The 14,557-nt window shown below is 64.6% G+C and carries 14 protein-coding genes and 1 tRNA gene; 7 read left to right on the forward strand and 8 right to left on the reverse strand.

Annotated features, from left to right (window positions below; all coding sequences use genetic code 11):
- The first annotated feature begins 96 nt into the window (after positions 1-96).
- The 5 genes from IQ216_RS01425 (at position 97) to IQ216_RS14605 (ending at position 4,428) form a co-directional block, all read left to right on the forward strand.
- A complete protein-coding gene (locus IQ216_RS01425; protein WP_370566552.1) occupies positions 97-468 on the forward strand; it encodes a hypothetical protein in 372 nt (123 codons plus the stop codon).
- A gap of 8 nt (positions 469-476) precedes the next feature.
- The gene (locus tag IQ216_RS01430) at positions 477-2,114 is read left to right on the forward strand and encodes an alpha-amylase (RefSeq protein WP_193814019.1); all 1,638 of its coding nucleotides are present in this window, start codon (positions 477-479) and stop codon (positions 2,112-2,114) included.
- A gap of 288 nt (positions 2,115-2,402) precedes the next feature.
- Positions 2,403-3,041 carry a hypothetical protein gene (locus IQ216_RS01435; protein ID WP_193814020.1) on the forward strand — a complete coding sequence of 213 codons (639 nt, stop codon included), beginning with the start codon at positions 2,403-2,405 and terminating at the stop codon, positions 3,039-3,041.
- Positions 3,042-3,191: 150 nt separating this feature from the next.
- Positions 3,192-4,031, forward strand: a complete 840-nt coding sequence (locus IQ216_RS01440; RefSeq protein WP_193814021.1) for a hypothetical protein — start codon at positions 3,192-3,194, stop codon at positions 4,029-4,031.
- A gap of 259 nt (positions 4,032-4,290) precedes the next feature.
- Complete coding sequence (locus IQ216_RS14605) at positions 4,291-4,428, forward strand: DUF2442 domain-containing protein (protein WP_370566553.1); 138 nt, start codon at positions 4,291-4,293, stop codon at positions 4,426-4,428.
- A gap of 49 nt (positions 4,429-4,477) precedes the next feature.
- On the opposite strand, the gene IQ216_RS01450 is transcribed toward IQ216_RS14605, so the two are convergent.
- Positions 4,478-4,562, reverse strand: a tRNA-Ser gene (locus IQ216_RS01450).
- Between the two features lie 74 nt (positions 4,563-4,636).
- Positions 4,637-6,967 (reverse strand): ribonucleoside-triphosphate reductase, adenosylcobalamin-dependent, encoded by a 2,331-nt coding sequence (nrdJ, locus tag IQ216_RS01455; RefSeq protein WP_193814039.1) that lies wholly within the window; start codon positions 6,965-6,967, stop codon positions 4,637-4,639.
- A 209-nt stretch (positions 6,968-7,176) separates the two neighbouring features.
- On the opposite strand from nrdJ, the gene IQ216_RS01460 reads away from it, so the two are divergent.
- Complete coding sequence (locus IQ216_RS01460; RefSeq protein ID WP_193814022.1) at positions 7,177-8,814, forward strand: peptide chain release factor 3; 1,638 nt, start codon at positions 7,177-7,179, stop codon at positions 8,812-8,814.
- Here the strand turns inward: IQ216_RS01460 and IQ216_RS01465 are convergent.
- Positions 8,804-9,073: a hypothetical protein gene (locus IQ216_RS01465; protein WP_193814023.1), complete on the reverse strand. Its 270-nt coding sequence runs from the start codon at positions 9,071-9,073 to the stop codon at positions 8,804-8,806. The genes IQ216_RS01460 and IQ216_RS01465 overlap by 11 nt on opposite strands.
- A gap of 283 nt (positions 9,074-9,356) precedes the next feature.
- Here IQ216_RS01465 and IQ216_RS01470 point away from each other — a divergent pair, with 283 nt between their 5' ends.
- Positions 9,357-10,277, forward strand: a complete 921-nt coding sequence (locus IQ216_RS01470; RefSeq protein ID WP_193814024.1) for a phycobilisome rod-core linker polypeptide — start codon at positions 9,357-9,359, stop codon at positions 10,275-10,277.
- On the opposite strand, the gene IQ216_RS01475 is transcribed toward IQ216_RS01470, so the two are convergent.
- The 5 genes from IQ216_RS01475 to IQ216_RS01495 all read right to left on the reverse strand — a co-directional run bounded on the left by IQ216_RS01475 (position 10,264) and on the right by IQ216_RS01495 (position 14,485).
- A complete protein-coding gene (locus IQ216_RS01475; RefSeq protein ID WP_228007002.1) occupies positions 10,264-11,421 on the reverse strand; it encodes a cell wall metabolism sensor histidine kinase WalK in 1,158 nt (385 codons plus the stop codon). The genes IQ216_RS01470 and IQ216_RS01475 overlap by 14 nt on opposite strands.
- Positions 11,414-12,106, reverse strand: coding sequence for a response regulator transcription factor (locus IQ216_RS01480; RefSeq protein ID WP_186700555.1), 693 nt, complete (start codon positions 12,104-12,106; stop codon positions 11,414-11,416). Before IQ216_RS01480 ends, IQ216_RS01475 begins: the two co-directional genes overlap by 8 nt.
- Before the next feature lie 86 nt (positions 12,107-12,192).
- The gene (locus IQ216_RS01485; RefSeq protein WP_186696807.1) at positions 12,193-12,828 is read right to left on the reverse strand and encodes a Crp/Fnr family transcriptional regulator; all 636 of its coding nucleotides are present in this window, start codon (positions 12,826-12,828) and stop codon (positions 12,193-12,195) included.
- A 134-nt stretch (positions 12,829-12,962) separates the two neighbouring features.
- The gene (locus IQ216_RS01490; protein ID WP_193814025.1) at positions 12,963-13,352 is read right to left on the reverse strand and encodes a helix-turn-helix transcriptional regulator; all 390 of its coding nucleotides are present in this window, start codon (positions 13,350-13,352) and stop codon (positions 12,963-12,965) included.
- An 89-nt stretch (positions 13,353-13,441) separates the two neighbouring features.
- Entirely contained in the window at positions 13,442-14,485 is a 1,044-nt protein-coding gene (locus IQ216_RS01495) for a PstS family phosphate ABC transporter substrate-binding protein (RefSeq protein WP_193814026.1), read from the reverse strand.
- Positions 14,486-14,557: the final 72 nt, after the last annotated feature.

Consider the following 14,557-nt stretch of genomic DNA (forward strand, 5'->3'; position numbering starts at 1 on the left):
CTCCTGGGCCATGGGAGTGGCGGGCAAGGGATGCTCTCAGCCTGCCATCTGAGCGGCTGTGTCGTTCCTTGTCTATTTGGCTCTGAAGCTGGCCAGGTGCCTAATCTCTGTGCCATGGGCAATCCGATCAGCCGGGACTTATTTCTGGAGCGGGCCCGTTCGCGCTTTGGCGATCGCTATGACTACAGCGATATCATCTATAAAAGCTATAAGTCGCCCATCAAGATTCGCTGCACGATGCATCCGGTGAAGCAGATCTGCATCACCCCTGAAAAGCATCTGCAAACCACCGGCGGTTGCAAGTACTGCCTGCGCGAGATGCGCATTCAGATGCTGGAGCGGGAGCTGAATCGGCAGAGCGCCCAGCATCCGCCCGTCCAGGCTGGCGAGGCCCCTCGGCTGGAGCCCCGAACCGCCGGCCCGGGGCCCCAGACGCCGCCGCCGCAGGCCTCACCCCCTGCCTCCTGAGCAGCCGCATGTCACCCGTCGCCCGGCAGCTCAAGACCCAGGCCCTGGAGGTGTTCCGCGACCCCGCCCAGGACACAGCCTCCGGGGTGGCGACCCTGCTGCGCAGCTGGCTGCAGCGGGAGGGGCCGGCCACGGGAGCACGCCGCAGCGCCGAGCCCACGGAATTCAACGGCACCTTGATGCAGTGGTTCCACTGGTACAGCGAGGCGGATGGTGGCCACTGGCGCCGTCTCGCCGCCGAAGCCCCGGCCCTGGCCTCCGCCGGCATCACGGCCCTTTGGCTGCCGCCCGCCACCAAGGGGGGCAGTGGGTACGACGTGGGCTACGGCACCTACGACCTGTTTGATCTGGGTGAATTCGACCAGAAGGGCACGGTGCGCACCAAGTACGGCACCAGAGCGGACTACGAGGCGGCCCTGCAGGCCTGCCGTGAGCACGGCATTCAGGTCTATGCCGATGTGGTGTTCAACCACAAGCTGTTTGCCGATGCGGAAGAGGAGTTCCAGGCCACCCCCTTCGATCCGCAGGACCGCACCCGCAAGCTCGGCGATGAACGCACCATCCGCGCCTGGACCCACTACCGCTTTGATGGCCGCGGCGGGCGGTATTCAGAGATGCAGTGGCACTGGTATCACTTCGACGCTGTGGACTACAACGGCTTCGAGCGCGACTACCAGGCGGTGTGGCAGGTGAAGGGGGCGCTGCGGGAGCACAACGTGGCCCTTGAAAAGGGCAACTACGACTTCCTGATGGGCGCCGACCTGAACCTCAACCACCCCGAGGTGCGCGGCGAACTCAAGCACTGGGGCCGCTGGATGCTGGACAGCTTTGGGGTGGATGGCTTCCGCCTCGATGCGATCAAGCACATCGCCAGTGATTTCTTCGTGGACTGGGTCGACCACCTGGAGCAGCACGTGCAGCGCGATCTGTTCGTGGTGGGCGAGTACTGGACCTACGACCTGGCCAGCCTCCGGTGGTATCTGGCCAACACCGGCGGCGCCATGAGCCTCTTCGATGCGCCGTTGCATCTCAATTTCCATCAGGCCAGCCTCGGCGGCGGCCAGTACGACATGCGCCGGCTGCTGGATGGCACCTTGATGAAGGAAGCGCCGCTGCTGGCGGTGACCCTTGTGGACAACCACGACACCCAGCCGCTGCAGGCCCTGGAATCCCCGGTGCAGGACTGGTTCAAGCCGCTGGCCTACGCCTTCATCCTGCTGCGCGATGAGGGCTATCCCTGCATCTTCCATGCCGATTACTACGGGGCCTCCTACAGCGACAGCAAGAATGGCCAGAGCTACAGCGTGTCGATGGCCTCCCACCGCGGCCTGATCGATCGTTTCCTGCAGGCCCGCACCCAGTGCGCCTATGGCCCCCAGTACGACTACCTCGACCACTTCAACACGATCGGCTGGACCCGCCTCGGCAGCCCCGGCCATCCCCTGGCGCTGGCGGTGCTGATGAGCGATGGCCCCGCCGGATCAAAGTGGATGGAAGTGGGCAAGCCCCACACCCGCTTCCGCGACCTCACCGGCCACCACCCCGCCGTGATCAGCACCAACGCCGACGGCTGGGCCGAGTGGCACTGCCAGGGAGGCTCGGTGTCGGTGTGGGTGGAGGAGAGTTGGTGGGAGCTGCAGCAGTAGTGGTAAAAACCCTCACGAGATGGGAAGTGCTGCATGAGCCGTACCCCTTTGCTCAACCTGGCGCGCTGAGGGCCTTCAACCAGTGGACACCTTGTAGCCAATCGAACAAGTGGTTTGCGGACCCTTGAGCCCCATTTAAGCTTGGTGAAGCAATGCTCAAATCCTATGCTGAGCCAGGGATTTCCAGAATCGGGCGAGGACTGCTGGGGATGGTTATCGGAAGGGGGAGGCCCGGCGGCTGTGGTTCACGGAACCATCCAATGATTAGTTAGAACTCACGGAAGGCTTATGAACACCGACCAAGTAATTGCAAAAGCAAATATCCTTATTGAAGTTTGCTCCCAGATAGGTGAGAAGGATTTCGGTCAGTTTCGAGGGGCTCACGCAAGAGTTTCGGACTTTCTTTCTACTTTCGCTGGATCTCGAAGCTCGTTTGTGAACGAAATAGACAAAAAGTCAATGCCGTCAGACCGCGCTCGGGCTGCCCAAATCCTTATAGAGCTACTCAAGTCCTTCATCGCACATCTCAATGACGGACTGGTTTCTGGGTTGAGCCCAGAACGTCAGGCTGAAATTGATGTCACATCTGACCTCCTCGAGCAAGCTCAAGGCCTTCTCAAATCAAAATCTGTTCACCCTGCAGCTCCCGCAGTGTTAATTGGTGCAACATTAGAAGAATTCCTACGCAATTGGGTAGAAGATTCTGCGCTTTCACTGGGGAACAGGAAGCCGAGCTTGGACTCTTACGCAACCACATTACGAGAGGCTGACTTTATATCCAAACAAGACATGAAAGATATTGCTTCTTGGGGCGGCATTAGGAACCATGCTGCCCACGGAGAATGGGAAGAATTGGGCGGGCGCCCGAGAATTTCAATAATGCTGGAGGGTGTTAATCTCTTCATGCGCAAGCATTCACCAGAGTGAGTTCTAACAATGCCTTGCAGCCGACCCACTTTCCGCTACTTCCCTTCGGTCATTCGCTCCAAGCGGTAGGCTGAAGGCGGGCGTTAGATTTTCACAAGATCTTACTTCCAAGAAATTTTTATGAATGAATCATCGCAGGAACCAAGGCTAATGGCAGGCTCGTCCGACAAGAACAAGAGGCTCGAAGTACTGCTTGTATTTGTTGTAGCAATATCTCAAGTCCTTCAGGCCGGCTGGAGCCTGTTCCTAAGCGAAAGAACAAAGAAAGAGATCCAAGAAACAAATCGAGTTCATATGATATCCCAGAAAATGCTAGAGTCAATTCCGCGTATAACAGGAAGCAAGCCAAGCGAAGCCAAAGTTACCCTCGCAGCCTTATACGTGATGGCTAAAAAAGATTCCGACAAAAAGAATCTTGTTCGCATCGCTATTCTAAGCGGGAAGAAAGAGCTCCGAGACGCTTCATTTTTCATTATTGATAGTGATGATAGTATATCCAACGAGTTAAATGGAAGCTTACTTGCCTTAATGAATAAGAAAGTCGTAGAACAGATTGACAATCGCAACAAAGAGGTCCAGAGAGAACAGCAAAATACCGGCGGAGAAACAATGCAAGAGAATACAGATACGGCTATAATGGATGTCCCGATAACAGTTACCCCTGAAGTTAAAGCTTCTGCATCTTTAACAGCCAAAGGGGCTAGTGCTGGTGATGTATCCGGGTGGATTTATCTCGGTAAAAAAGATTCTAAAGAACAACTTCTTGAGGATAAGACTGTAGTCTTGGAGAAGGTGCCCGCCGAAAACGATGAGATAACCACCTCAACGTTTGTGACCCTGCGTGACGCTGGCACTTCAAAAGGTAGCAAGGTATTGGGCGTCCTTCCCAAAGGGCAGAAGGTCAAAGTCTTACAGGTTCCTGATGGTACGAAGTTACAATCGGGAGCAAAAGCTGTCTGGGCACGAGTACGTGTTATTACAAACAAGTAGAATATGGCATCAGGATTCACCTGACCCGCCTGCCAGGGTACTCGCACTAACCATGGGGATTTGCGGCCAGGTGATCTTGAGCGTTGTGCAAGAAGCCAGCCCCGCATAAGCTTATGCTGTTGGTGAAAATCAACGATGCTGACAGCTCTCAGAAGCGGTCCGTGAGGTTGCCTCTACATAGGACAAGCTGATCGTCGACCTTGCAGAGACACGATCCATCTCAGCGCCTCTGACCTGGCACCAGCGCCTGCTGTAGGCCATCGCCGCACGGCGTGACAATTACCGGGTTGCTGGTGCTGGCCTTGGAATCCACTGGCCAGACATTGATGAGGATCTGAGTGTGGAGGGTCTACGACGTGGAGCACCATCGCTTGGGGCGAAGCTGCTTAGCATTTAAGCTACTAACCACGAGGCCCGATATCCTGTAATTGCTTAATCTTGTTCAACGGAGAGGGCGGGATTCGAACCCGCGGAAGGTTTCCCTTCGCCGGTTTTCAAGACCGGAGCCATCAACCACTCGACCACCTCTCCCATCCCCGGCCCGTAGACCGGGAGCCACCATCTTCCCACGGGACCCCTGCCAGGTGAAGCCCGCGGGACCTGCCTCAGGGCTTGGCCAGGGGCAGCAGGCACTTGTCCGAGTCGCAGCCGGCGGGGCCGGCCTCCTGCAGTTCGCCGCCGTCGTAGCGCTGCAGGGCCTCGAAGAAGTCGGCGGTGCGGCGACGGGCGGCCACTTCGCTGTTCAGGCGTTCGTAGGTAGCCAGGTCGATCGGCTCGAACGGCAGCCTCGGGAAGGTGGCGTTGGCATCGAAGCGGGCCAGCAGGGCGGCTGAGATGTAGCCCTGGCCGCCCTCGATCGCCCGGTGGATGGCGTCGGCCAGCGGTTCGATCTCGTTCTCGCGGAACTCCACCGTGGCGGAGGTGTTGTGGGCCGTGTAGTGCTGCTGCACCTGCATGTAGAAGTCGAACTGGGCCAGGGCCGAGAAGTTGTTGATCTCCACCGCATCGGCACCGGGGATGTTGGCCCAGCTCACTTCGGTGGGGATTTCCACCAGCCACTCCGTGCAGCGGGGATCGAAGGGATCATCCAGCAGGCGGCCCTGCTCGTCCTTATCGCTCTGGGAGGGCACGATGGCGTAGCCGTAGTCGAGGCAGGCCAGGGCCACCGGATCGTTCTTGCGGAAGGTGATACGGCGGATGAAGCGCTGCGCTTTGGGCGGATGCCAGCCGGGGGAGGCGCCGGTGAGCAGGCTCTTGGTGCCGGCCGGTTGCACCGTGGTGCAGCGGTTGGGGCGGCGCAGGCCGTGGCGGTCGCAGTATTCCCACACCGCCTCATTCACGATCCGCTTCCAGCGGGCCAGGTAATCGGCCTCCTGGGCGCGGAAGGTGCGGCCCTCCTCGCTGTCGGGGCGGCCCGCTTCCCACCAGCGCAGCCAGGGGGTGCCGAAGGCATGCACGAAGAAGTCGAACAGGCCCGTGAAGCTGACCCCCACGATCGGATCCCAGGCGCGGCTCTGGCGGTAGCGCTCCACCTCGAAGCGGTGGTTGAGCAGGCAGGCCACCGAGATGGCGCCGGCGCGGAAGGCGTCTTCCTGGGCCTGGAAATCGGTGGGGTGGATCTGGTTGAGATGGATCTCGGCCAGGTTGCAGTGGAAGTCGGCGCCGAGGATCTCGCCGCAGGGGTTGAGGCCGTAGCGGCCGAGGCGGTGCTCCAGTTCATCGGCCTCGATGCCGGGGTGGTGTTGTTGCAGCCAGGCGCCGGCCTGCTCGCGGCCCTGCTCGCAATAGAGGGCGATGAACTCCTGGCGCAGCTCAGGCGTGGGCAGCAGATCGGCATTGGAGCGGGCGATCGCCTCGGGGGCGAACTGGATCGCGCCCTCGCCGCTCTGGAACTGTTTGGTCACGGCCTCCAGCACCACATCGCGGCTGGGCTTGGTGTGGAACACGCGGGTGTGGTTGGCCATGCGCAGCGAATCGCGCTCCGGGTCGATGCTCCAGTTGCCCTCGCTGTCCTGCTGCCAGAGGTTGTCCTTGGCGGTGGAGGCGGCGGTGTCGCCTGCGGCGAACTGGCGCATGCCGGCGCTGCGGCGGATGTTGCCGGCCACGATCGTCACGGCCGCCTCATCGATCAGCAGGCAGCACTCCACCGAGGTGAGCTGGCGGCCGTTGGCGCGGTTGAGAATCTGGGCCACGCGGCCGTAGAGGTCCTTCAGCTTCACCGGGTTGGCCATACCCCCGAAGCCCTTGAGGGTTTCGCCCACGGGGCGCACATCGGAGAGGTCCACGCTCACCTGGATCTCGCCCGCGGCGCCGTGCTGGCAGAAGCGCTCATCACTGCTGAGCTCCAGCAGCAGCTGGTAGCTGTCCACCCAGCCGCGGCGGGTGTCGCCCACCTTGATGTGAACCCTGTTCGCCTCAACCGTGTGGCTGGTGTGCTCCTGGCGCTGGCCCGCCGGGGTGGAGCCGATGTCAGTGACGCTGCCCAGCACCAGCCGGTTGCGCAGCACCGGCAGGCGGCTGATCAGGTGCGGCTCGATGATGGCGCCGGTGCCGCAGCCCATCATCGCCAGGTCCATCATCAGAGCGAAGGCCTGCCAGTCCACCAGGTTGGTGGAGGTGCAGTTGTAGGAGCCGGAGAAGTTTTCGCTCTGCTCAATCCAGGGGGTGCCGCCGATCCACAGCCAGCGGCCCGAGGGCAGGGCCTTCTGGTGTTGCTGCATGCGCCGCAGCAGCTGCACTTCCGCCTCGGTGAGGTGGCCCAGGCGCCGCAGACCCTCCAGGTTGCGCTCGCCCACCTGCTGCCAGCTCTCGCGGCCCTGGGGCGTGCGGCGCGAATAGGTGCGGTAAAACACCGGGTTCGCCGCGGGCGCCGTGGCCGGGAAATCGCCGCCAGCCAGCGGGCCGGCCGGCGTCGCATCGGCGGCCGCATAACCCAGTTCGGCAGCCTGGCGGGCCGCATCCGACAGGGGTTGGGCGGAGAGGGTCACGGCAGGGCGATCCGGGGGTTGGCGTGCACCATAACGCCACCAGTGGTGGCTGCAAGACGCCGTTGCCACCACAGCCAGCGTGGCCCCCAGGAGGGCGACCCCAGGCGCCGTTGCGGTGCAGGACCCAGGCCCCGCCTTGGCTCTGGCAGGCTGGGGCCATGACCAGCAGCCCAGCCGGCGTCGATCTCGAATCCCTGGCGGAGGCCGTGGAGCGGCGCCGCAACTTCGCGATCATTTCCCACCCCGACGCGGGCAAGACCACCCTCACCGAGAAATTGCTGCTCTATGGCGGTGCCATCCAGCAGGCCGGCGCCGTGAAGGCCAAGGGGGAGCAGCGCAAGGTGACCTCCGACTGGATGGACCTCGAAAAGCAGCGCGGCATCTCGATCACCTCCACCGTGCTGCAGTTCGACTACGCCGGCACCACGGTGAACCTGCTGGACACCCCCGGCCACCAGGACTTCTCGGAAGACACCTACCGCACCCTGGCCGCCGCCGACAACGCGGTGATGCTGGAAGACGCCGCCAAGGGGCTCGAGCCGCAGACGCGCAAGCTCTTTGAGGTGTGCCGGCTGCGGCGGGTGCCGATCTTCACCTTCATCAACAAGATGGACCGGCCGGGGCGCGAGCCCCTGGAGCTGATCGATGAGATCGAGAGCGAGCTGGGCCTCACCTGCTGGCCGGTGAACTGGCCGATCGGCAGTGGCGACCGCTTCCGTGGCGTGATCGATCGCCGCAGCCGTGACGTAATCCTGTTCGAGCGGGCCGAGCGGGGCCGTCAGGCCACCGAGAAGCGGCTGCTGGCGGGCAGTGCTGAGCTGGCGGATCTGGTGGAGGCCGACCTGCTGGCCACCGCCCTGGAGGAACTGGAGCTGCTCGATGGCGCCGGCGCCGAGCTGGATCTGGCCCTGGTGCAGGCTGGCGAGCTCAGCCCGGTGTTCTTCGGCTCGGCGATGACCAACTTCGGCGTGCGTCCCTTCCTCGATGCCTTCCTGGAGCTGGCCCAGAAGCCGGTGCCGCGCCAGAGCCGCGGCGGGACGGTGGATCCGGTGGCGCCCGGGTTCAGCGGCTTCGTGTTCAAGCTGCAGGCCAACATGGACCCCCGCCACCGCGATCGGGTGGCCTTCGTGCGCGTGTGCAGCGGCCGCTTCGAGAAGGACATGACCGTGCAGCACGCCCGCACCGGCAAGGCGATCCGCCTGTCGCGGCCCCAGAAGCTGTTCGGCCAGGACCGCGAAGTGGTGGACGATGCCTTCCCCGGCGATGTGATCGGCCTCAACAACCCCGGTATGTTCGCCATCGGCGACACCCTCTACCTGGGCGCCAAGGTGGAATACGAGGGCATTCCCTGTTTCTCCCCGGAGATCTTTTCCTGGCTGCGCAACCCCAACCCCTCCGCCTTCAAGAGCTTCCGCAAGGGGGTGAATGAACTGCGCGAGGAGGGGGCCGTGCAGATCCTCTACGACACCGACCAGAGCAAGCGTGACCCGATCCTGGCGGCGGTGGGCCAGCTGCAGCTGGAGGTGGTGCAGTATCGCCTCGAACACGAATACGGCGTGCAGACCCGTCTGGAGCCCATGGGCTTCAGCGTGGCCCGCTGGGTGTGCGGCGGCTGGGACGCCCTTGAGGCCGTGGGCCGCATCTTCAACTGCAAGACCGTGCGCGATGCCTGGGATCGGCCGGTGCTGCTGTTCAAGAACGCCTGGAATCTGCGCCAGCTCCAGGACGACCACCCCGACCTCGAACTGGCGGTGGTGGCGCCGGTGGTGAGCGGCGTCGAGCCGATCAGCCTCTGAGGCTGACTGGCTCCGCCACCCCAGCGGATGCGACGCCGGCCGGCGTGGGTTCCCACTCGATCTTCACCACATCCACCGGACCACGCCCGGAGCTGTTGAGCTGCAGGGCGGCCCGCAGAGCGGCCTCGTGGGTGTGAAACAGATAGGCCTCGCCCGGCTCTGCCACCAGCGCCACCCGCTGGTCCGTGCCCTGCACGGCCAGAAACAGGCTGTCTTCCAGCCGGCGGATGGCGTAGCGCTCGGGCTGGGTGCACTCCATCGGGTGGGCAGGATCAATCTCAGGGGCCCAGAAATGCAGCACAGTGAACCTCCTGGATCGGTGGGTGCCGATCAATCTTTGGTGTTGTTTTTACCTTAGCGACCCGCTCTGGCTGCCACAAATCAGGGCTCCCAGGCCAGGGCTTCTTTACAGCTCTTCACACGATCCCAACGTTCAATGAATCTTGATCACAGGCCCGGGGTATCGGCTTAGCGTCGTGCCAGCGCGTGCCTCGGCATGCTGCCTACTCCCTTCCCGATCCTCGCCCTACGCCTCCCCGCCCATGGCACTGGTCAAAGCCCCCGCACTGGGGATTGAACGCTTCGCTGGCGCTCGCAACAAGGAAAACTGGGCCYACGCCACAGAAGACGACCGCAAGACAATCGTGCGTGCGGTGTATCAGCAGGTGCTGGGTAATCAGTACATCATGAAGAGCGAGCGGCTCAATGGGCTCGAATCGCTTTTCCGCAACGGTGATCTCAGCGTGCGCGAATTCGTGCGCTTGGTGGCCAAGAGTGGCCTTTACAAGGAGAAGTTCTTYGAGAACTGCAAYCCCTAYCRYTTCATTGAGCTGAACCACAAGCATCTGCTSGGSCGKGCCCCCAACACCGCCCAGGAGATGCTCGATCACTTCACCATCCTCCAGGAGCACGGCTACGACGCTGAAATCGATTCCTACATCGACAGCGACGAGTATCAGGGCCGCTTCGGACAGGATGTGGTGCCCTACATCCACGGCTGGGATTACTCCGTTGGCCAGCAGGGGCGCCAGTTCTCCTGGGTGTTCCAGCTGGCCCGCGGTGCGGCCGCCTCGGTGAAGGGCGACAGCAGCGGCGTGCAGTCGCGCCTCAACCGCGTGGTGCACCGCAACCGCCCCGTGCCGGTGAATCCGCCCAGCTCCGGCCCCTCCTACTTCCGCTCCTCGGTGGGCTCAGGCGCCTACGGCGGCGACGGCGAAGCACCGATGGCCGTCTACAACACCGAGCGCACCGATCGCATCAGCGGCCTGCCGGTGATGGCCGGAGCCCGGGGCACCGATGGCAGCAGCGGCCGTCTGGTCACCCTGGTGGTGACCGGCGTGGCCAATAACGCCTACTCCCGCACCGCTGAAACGGTGATCCGCGTGCCCTACACCCGCATGAACCAGGCGCTGCAGCGGGTCAACCGGCTTGGTGGCCGGGTGGTGGAGGTCAACGTGCGCTGAGCCCGGCGGGCTCCTGGGGCAGGATCAGTTCCAGCAGGGCGCCGCCATCGCCGTGGTTGCGCGCCTGCACCCTGCCCCCGTGGGTGGCCGCGATCTGCTGCACGATCGCCAGCCCCAGGCCGCTGCCGGTGCGCTCCTGGCGCACCCGGGAGCTGTCACCCCGGTAGAAGCGCTCGAACATGTGGTTGAGGTCGTCCTCGCTCAGCCCCGGCCCCTGGTCGCGGATGCTCAGCTGACACCAGCCGCCGCGGCTGCCGATCCTTGCCTCCACGACGCCGCCACTGGGGCTGTAGCGCAGCGCATTGTCGAGCAGGTTGAGCAGGGCCCGGTGCAGACGTGCCTGATCAGCCTGGATCCGCAGCTGCTCGGGCGGCCCGCTCGCCTGCAGCGCCAGGCTCACGCCCCGCTGCTCGGCCACGGGGCGCAGGTTCTGCCACACCTGCTCCATCAGCCCCTCCAGCTCCACCACCTCAAAGCTGAGGCCCTGGCCGGGCATGGCGTTCTCCAGGCGGGAGAGCTCCAGCAGATTCACCACCATGTCCTGCAGGCGCCGCAGTTCCCGCTGCAGCCGCTCCACCAGCCGGGCGTTGCCATCGGTCACCTGGGCGGCGAGGCTGTCTCCCACCAGCAGCAGGGCGGTGAGCGGCGTTTTCAGCTCATGGGCCACATCGCTCACCCAGCGCTCCTGTTGATCGAGCTGGGCCTCCAGCGACCGCCGGCTCTGCAGCTGCAGCGCCATCCAGCCGTCGCGGCCCGGCACCACGGCCAGGTCGTAGTCCAGGAGGCCATAGCGCCACTCCAGGCGCTGGGCGCGCTCCTGGCGACGGGCCAGGCCAATGGAGCTCAGCAGGGTGGGATCGTTGCAGATCCGGGCCAGGGGAGTGCCCAGCAACCGCACCCCTGCTGCTCTGGCGGCTGCACTTCCCACCGCCGTGCCGCCCTCCAGCTCCGCCAGCAGCACGCGCTCGGCCCGGGGGCTGATGTGGCAGATCCGATCGTCGCCATCGAGCAGCACCCAGCCCATCGCTGCCTGGTCGATCCAGCTCAGCAGCTGGCGGCTGCTCGGCTCCGGCAGGGCCACCGCCCCCCGGCGCCACCAGGGGCGGCCTGCGCCTGGCCAGCCGCCGCGACCGCTGTCAGCCAAAGCGATACCCGAAGCCCCGCACAGTGATCAGGTGGGCGGGGGACGAGGGCTCCGCCTCCAGCTTTTCGCGCAGCCAGCGGATGTGCACGTCCACGGTCTTGCTGTCGCCGAAGTAGTCCACACCCCACACCTGCTCCAGCAGCTTGTCGCGGCTCCAGACCCGGCGTGGATGCTGCATGAAAAGCTCCAGCAGCCGGTATTCCTTGGGCGAGAGGTTCACGGGCAGGCCGTCGCGGGTGACGCGGCACTCCTCCTGGTAGAGCTTGAGGTTGGCATGTTCGAGCACCTTGGCCTGGTTGGCCTGGCTGGTGGTGCGGCGCAGCAGGGCCCGGCAGCGCGCCACCAGCTCGCGCATGCCGAAGGGTTTCACCAGGTAGTCGTCGGCCCCCACCTCCAGGCCCAGCACCCGGTCGGTCTCCGTGTCGCGGGCGCTCACCACCAGGATCGGGGTGAGGATGTCGGCCGCCCGCAGGGCGCGGCAGACATCGAGGCCGCCCAGGCCCGGCAGCATCAGGTCGAGCACCACCAGGCCGTAGGCGTTCTCCTCCGTGCTGCGCTGCAGCAGGTTGAGGGCATCGCGGCCATTGCCGCAGGCCGTCACGGCAAAGCCCTCCAGCTGCAGGGCCTCCTGCAGGGTGTCGCGGATGGTTTCATCGTCTTCGACGACCAGCAGGCGGGCGCTCATGCCGCCATTCTGACCGCCTCCATTCTGACCGCCGCCCTCCAGATCCCAGAAGCTGTTGACCGGCCGCAGGACCGATCCCGGGCGGCTCATCGGCGCAGGGGTTGGTGGCTGATCACCAGGTGGCGTTCGAGATCGAGATCGAGCCAGCCCTCGGCGCGCAGCTGGCCCAGCAGCCGGGTGATCGTCACCCGGGTGGTGCTCAGGGCGCTGGCCAGGTCCTGGTGGGTGAGCCGCAGCGGCAGCCGCAGGCCGCGGTCGCAGGGCTGGCCGTACTCCTCAGCCAGCAGCTCCAGAAAGCCCTTCACCCGGTCTTCGATGCGGCGCAGGCCGAGCAGGGCCAGCATCGCCTCGCTCTGGCGATAGCGCGACGCCATGCCCTGCAGGATGCCGATGGCCAGATGGGGAGAGGCGTGGATCTCATCGCAGCTGAGGCAGAGCAGGTCGCTCGCCACCAGCGTGGTGGCTTCGTAGGCGGGCTGGTTGCTGAGGGGATCGCCGAAGGGTTCATTGGGCCCGGCCAGCCCCAGCAGCAGGGCATCGCCCTGGTAGGAGATGGCGCCGAGCTTCACCATGCCGCGCACCACCACCCAGAGGTTGCGCCGCAGCAGGGGAATCGGGCTGCCGGCCGGCAGATGCACCAGGCTGCGTTTCTCAAAGCTGGCCTCCAGCAGCTCCCTGAAGCTGTCGCGATGCTCAGCAGCTTGGGAAGGCGTGAACACCATGGGGCTGCGGCCGAAGGATGCCAAAACCCTATGGGGACCAGGCCGCCCCTCGGTCAAGGCCCGATGGTCAGCCGTTTAAGAGTTGGTTAGCACTGCACGCCTGTGGCCACCGGCAACGGGCCGCTGGCGGGGGCTCAGTCGCAACAGGGGCTGGCGGGCCGCTGGCACTGGGCATTGAGCCGGCCCAGCCACTGTTGCAGGGCGGTGATCGCCTCCGGCTGCAGGCGGTAGTAGATCCAGCGGCCCTGCTCGCGCCCCTCCAGCAGGCCAGCCTCCTTGAGCACCCGCAGGTGAAAGGAGAGCTTCGACTGGGCCAGGCCCAGGTCCGCGGTGAGATCGCAGACGCAGCGCTCGCCGCCGGCGAGGGCCTCGATCACCTGCAGCCGCAGGGGATCCCCGAGGGCCTTGAGCAGCTGACGGGCCTGGGCGTTGTCGAGGCTGTCCGCTGAGCGGCCCGCAGCGCTGTCAGCCAGGCTCGAAGCGGGGGCGACGGGCCGCGCAACAGGGAGGCTGGTCAGGGTCATCGGGCCATTCTCAGGGGTCGAGCTGGGGCCCGTGACAGACGATCAGAATTCCCTGGCCTGTGGCCTGTTCGGGGGGCCGGGAAGCTTGCTCAGCGGTACTCCGGTTTGCGGGTGTCATCGAAGCTGCGCCTCAGGGCTTCGGCAATCGGCAGGCCCACCGGCAGGTCACCGCCGAAGGAGGTGCCGAGAATGTGGCGGTAGAGCTTCGATTCCACCAGTCGGTAGGTGTCCGGCGGCAGGGGGATGGAGCCCGCTTCCTCCACAAAGCGGAGCCCATTGCCCACCGTGAAGCCCACGAAGCTGCGGATCGCGTCGTTGGCGCGCATCTCCTGGTCGTTCACGTAGATGAACAGCGGTCGCGACAGCGGCTGGTAGCTGCCGTCCTGGACCGCCTGCAGCGAGGGGGCGACAGCCCTGCCAGCGGCCGCGTCAACCGCGAGGGCCTTGAGCTGCTCGGCATTGGCCTTGTAGTAGCCAAAGCCCAGGTAGCCCATGGCGTTGGGGTCATCCGCCACACAGGCCACGATCACGTTGTCGTCCTCGCTGGTCTCCACGTCGGTGCGGCTGTTGGCCTTGTTGCCGTTGATCGCCTCGTTGAAGTAGTCGAAGGTGCCCGAATCCTTGCCAGGGCTGCAGAGGCGCAGAGGACGCTCGGGCCAGTCACTGTTCACCTGATTCCAGGCCTTCACCTTGCCCTGGGCCGGCGCCGACCAGGTGCGGGACAGTTCCTGGGTGCTGATCGAGGAGGCCCAGTCGTTGCCGCCGCTCACCACCACGCTGATGGCATCGAAGGCCAGGGGCAGCTCGATGAAGGTGATCCCCTTGGCGGCGCAGGCCTGGAGCTCCTCGGTGCTGATCGGGCGGGAGGCGTTGGCGATCGGGGCCTCCCCCGCGCAGAAGGCCCGCAGGCCGGCACTGGTGCCCACTTCGCTGAGCTCAACCGTCACGTCGCGGCCCCGTGCCGTGCCCCGGTAGCCGGCCACGGCCAGCTTCAGGATCGGAAACACCGTGCTGGAGCCGGTGATGCGAATGGGGCCGGCCTGCGGCGTTGGCGCCTGGCCGCAGCCAGCCAGCAGGGCGGCCAGGGCCAGGGGTGTGGCCAGGTAGAGCGCACCACGTTGGTGGGTGGTCATGGGAGCAGGGGAGAACCCGGACCGTTCCAGCTTGGTGAATCAACCAGACTTGCTGGTTAAGGAATGGTGCTG

It is taken from the genome of Cyanobium sp. LEGE 06143, assembly GCF_015207535.1.
Taxonomy (GTDB): domain Bacteria; phylum Cyanobacteriota; class Cyanobacteriia; order PCC-6307; family Cyanobiaceae; genus NIES-981.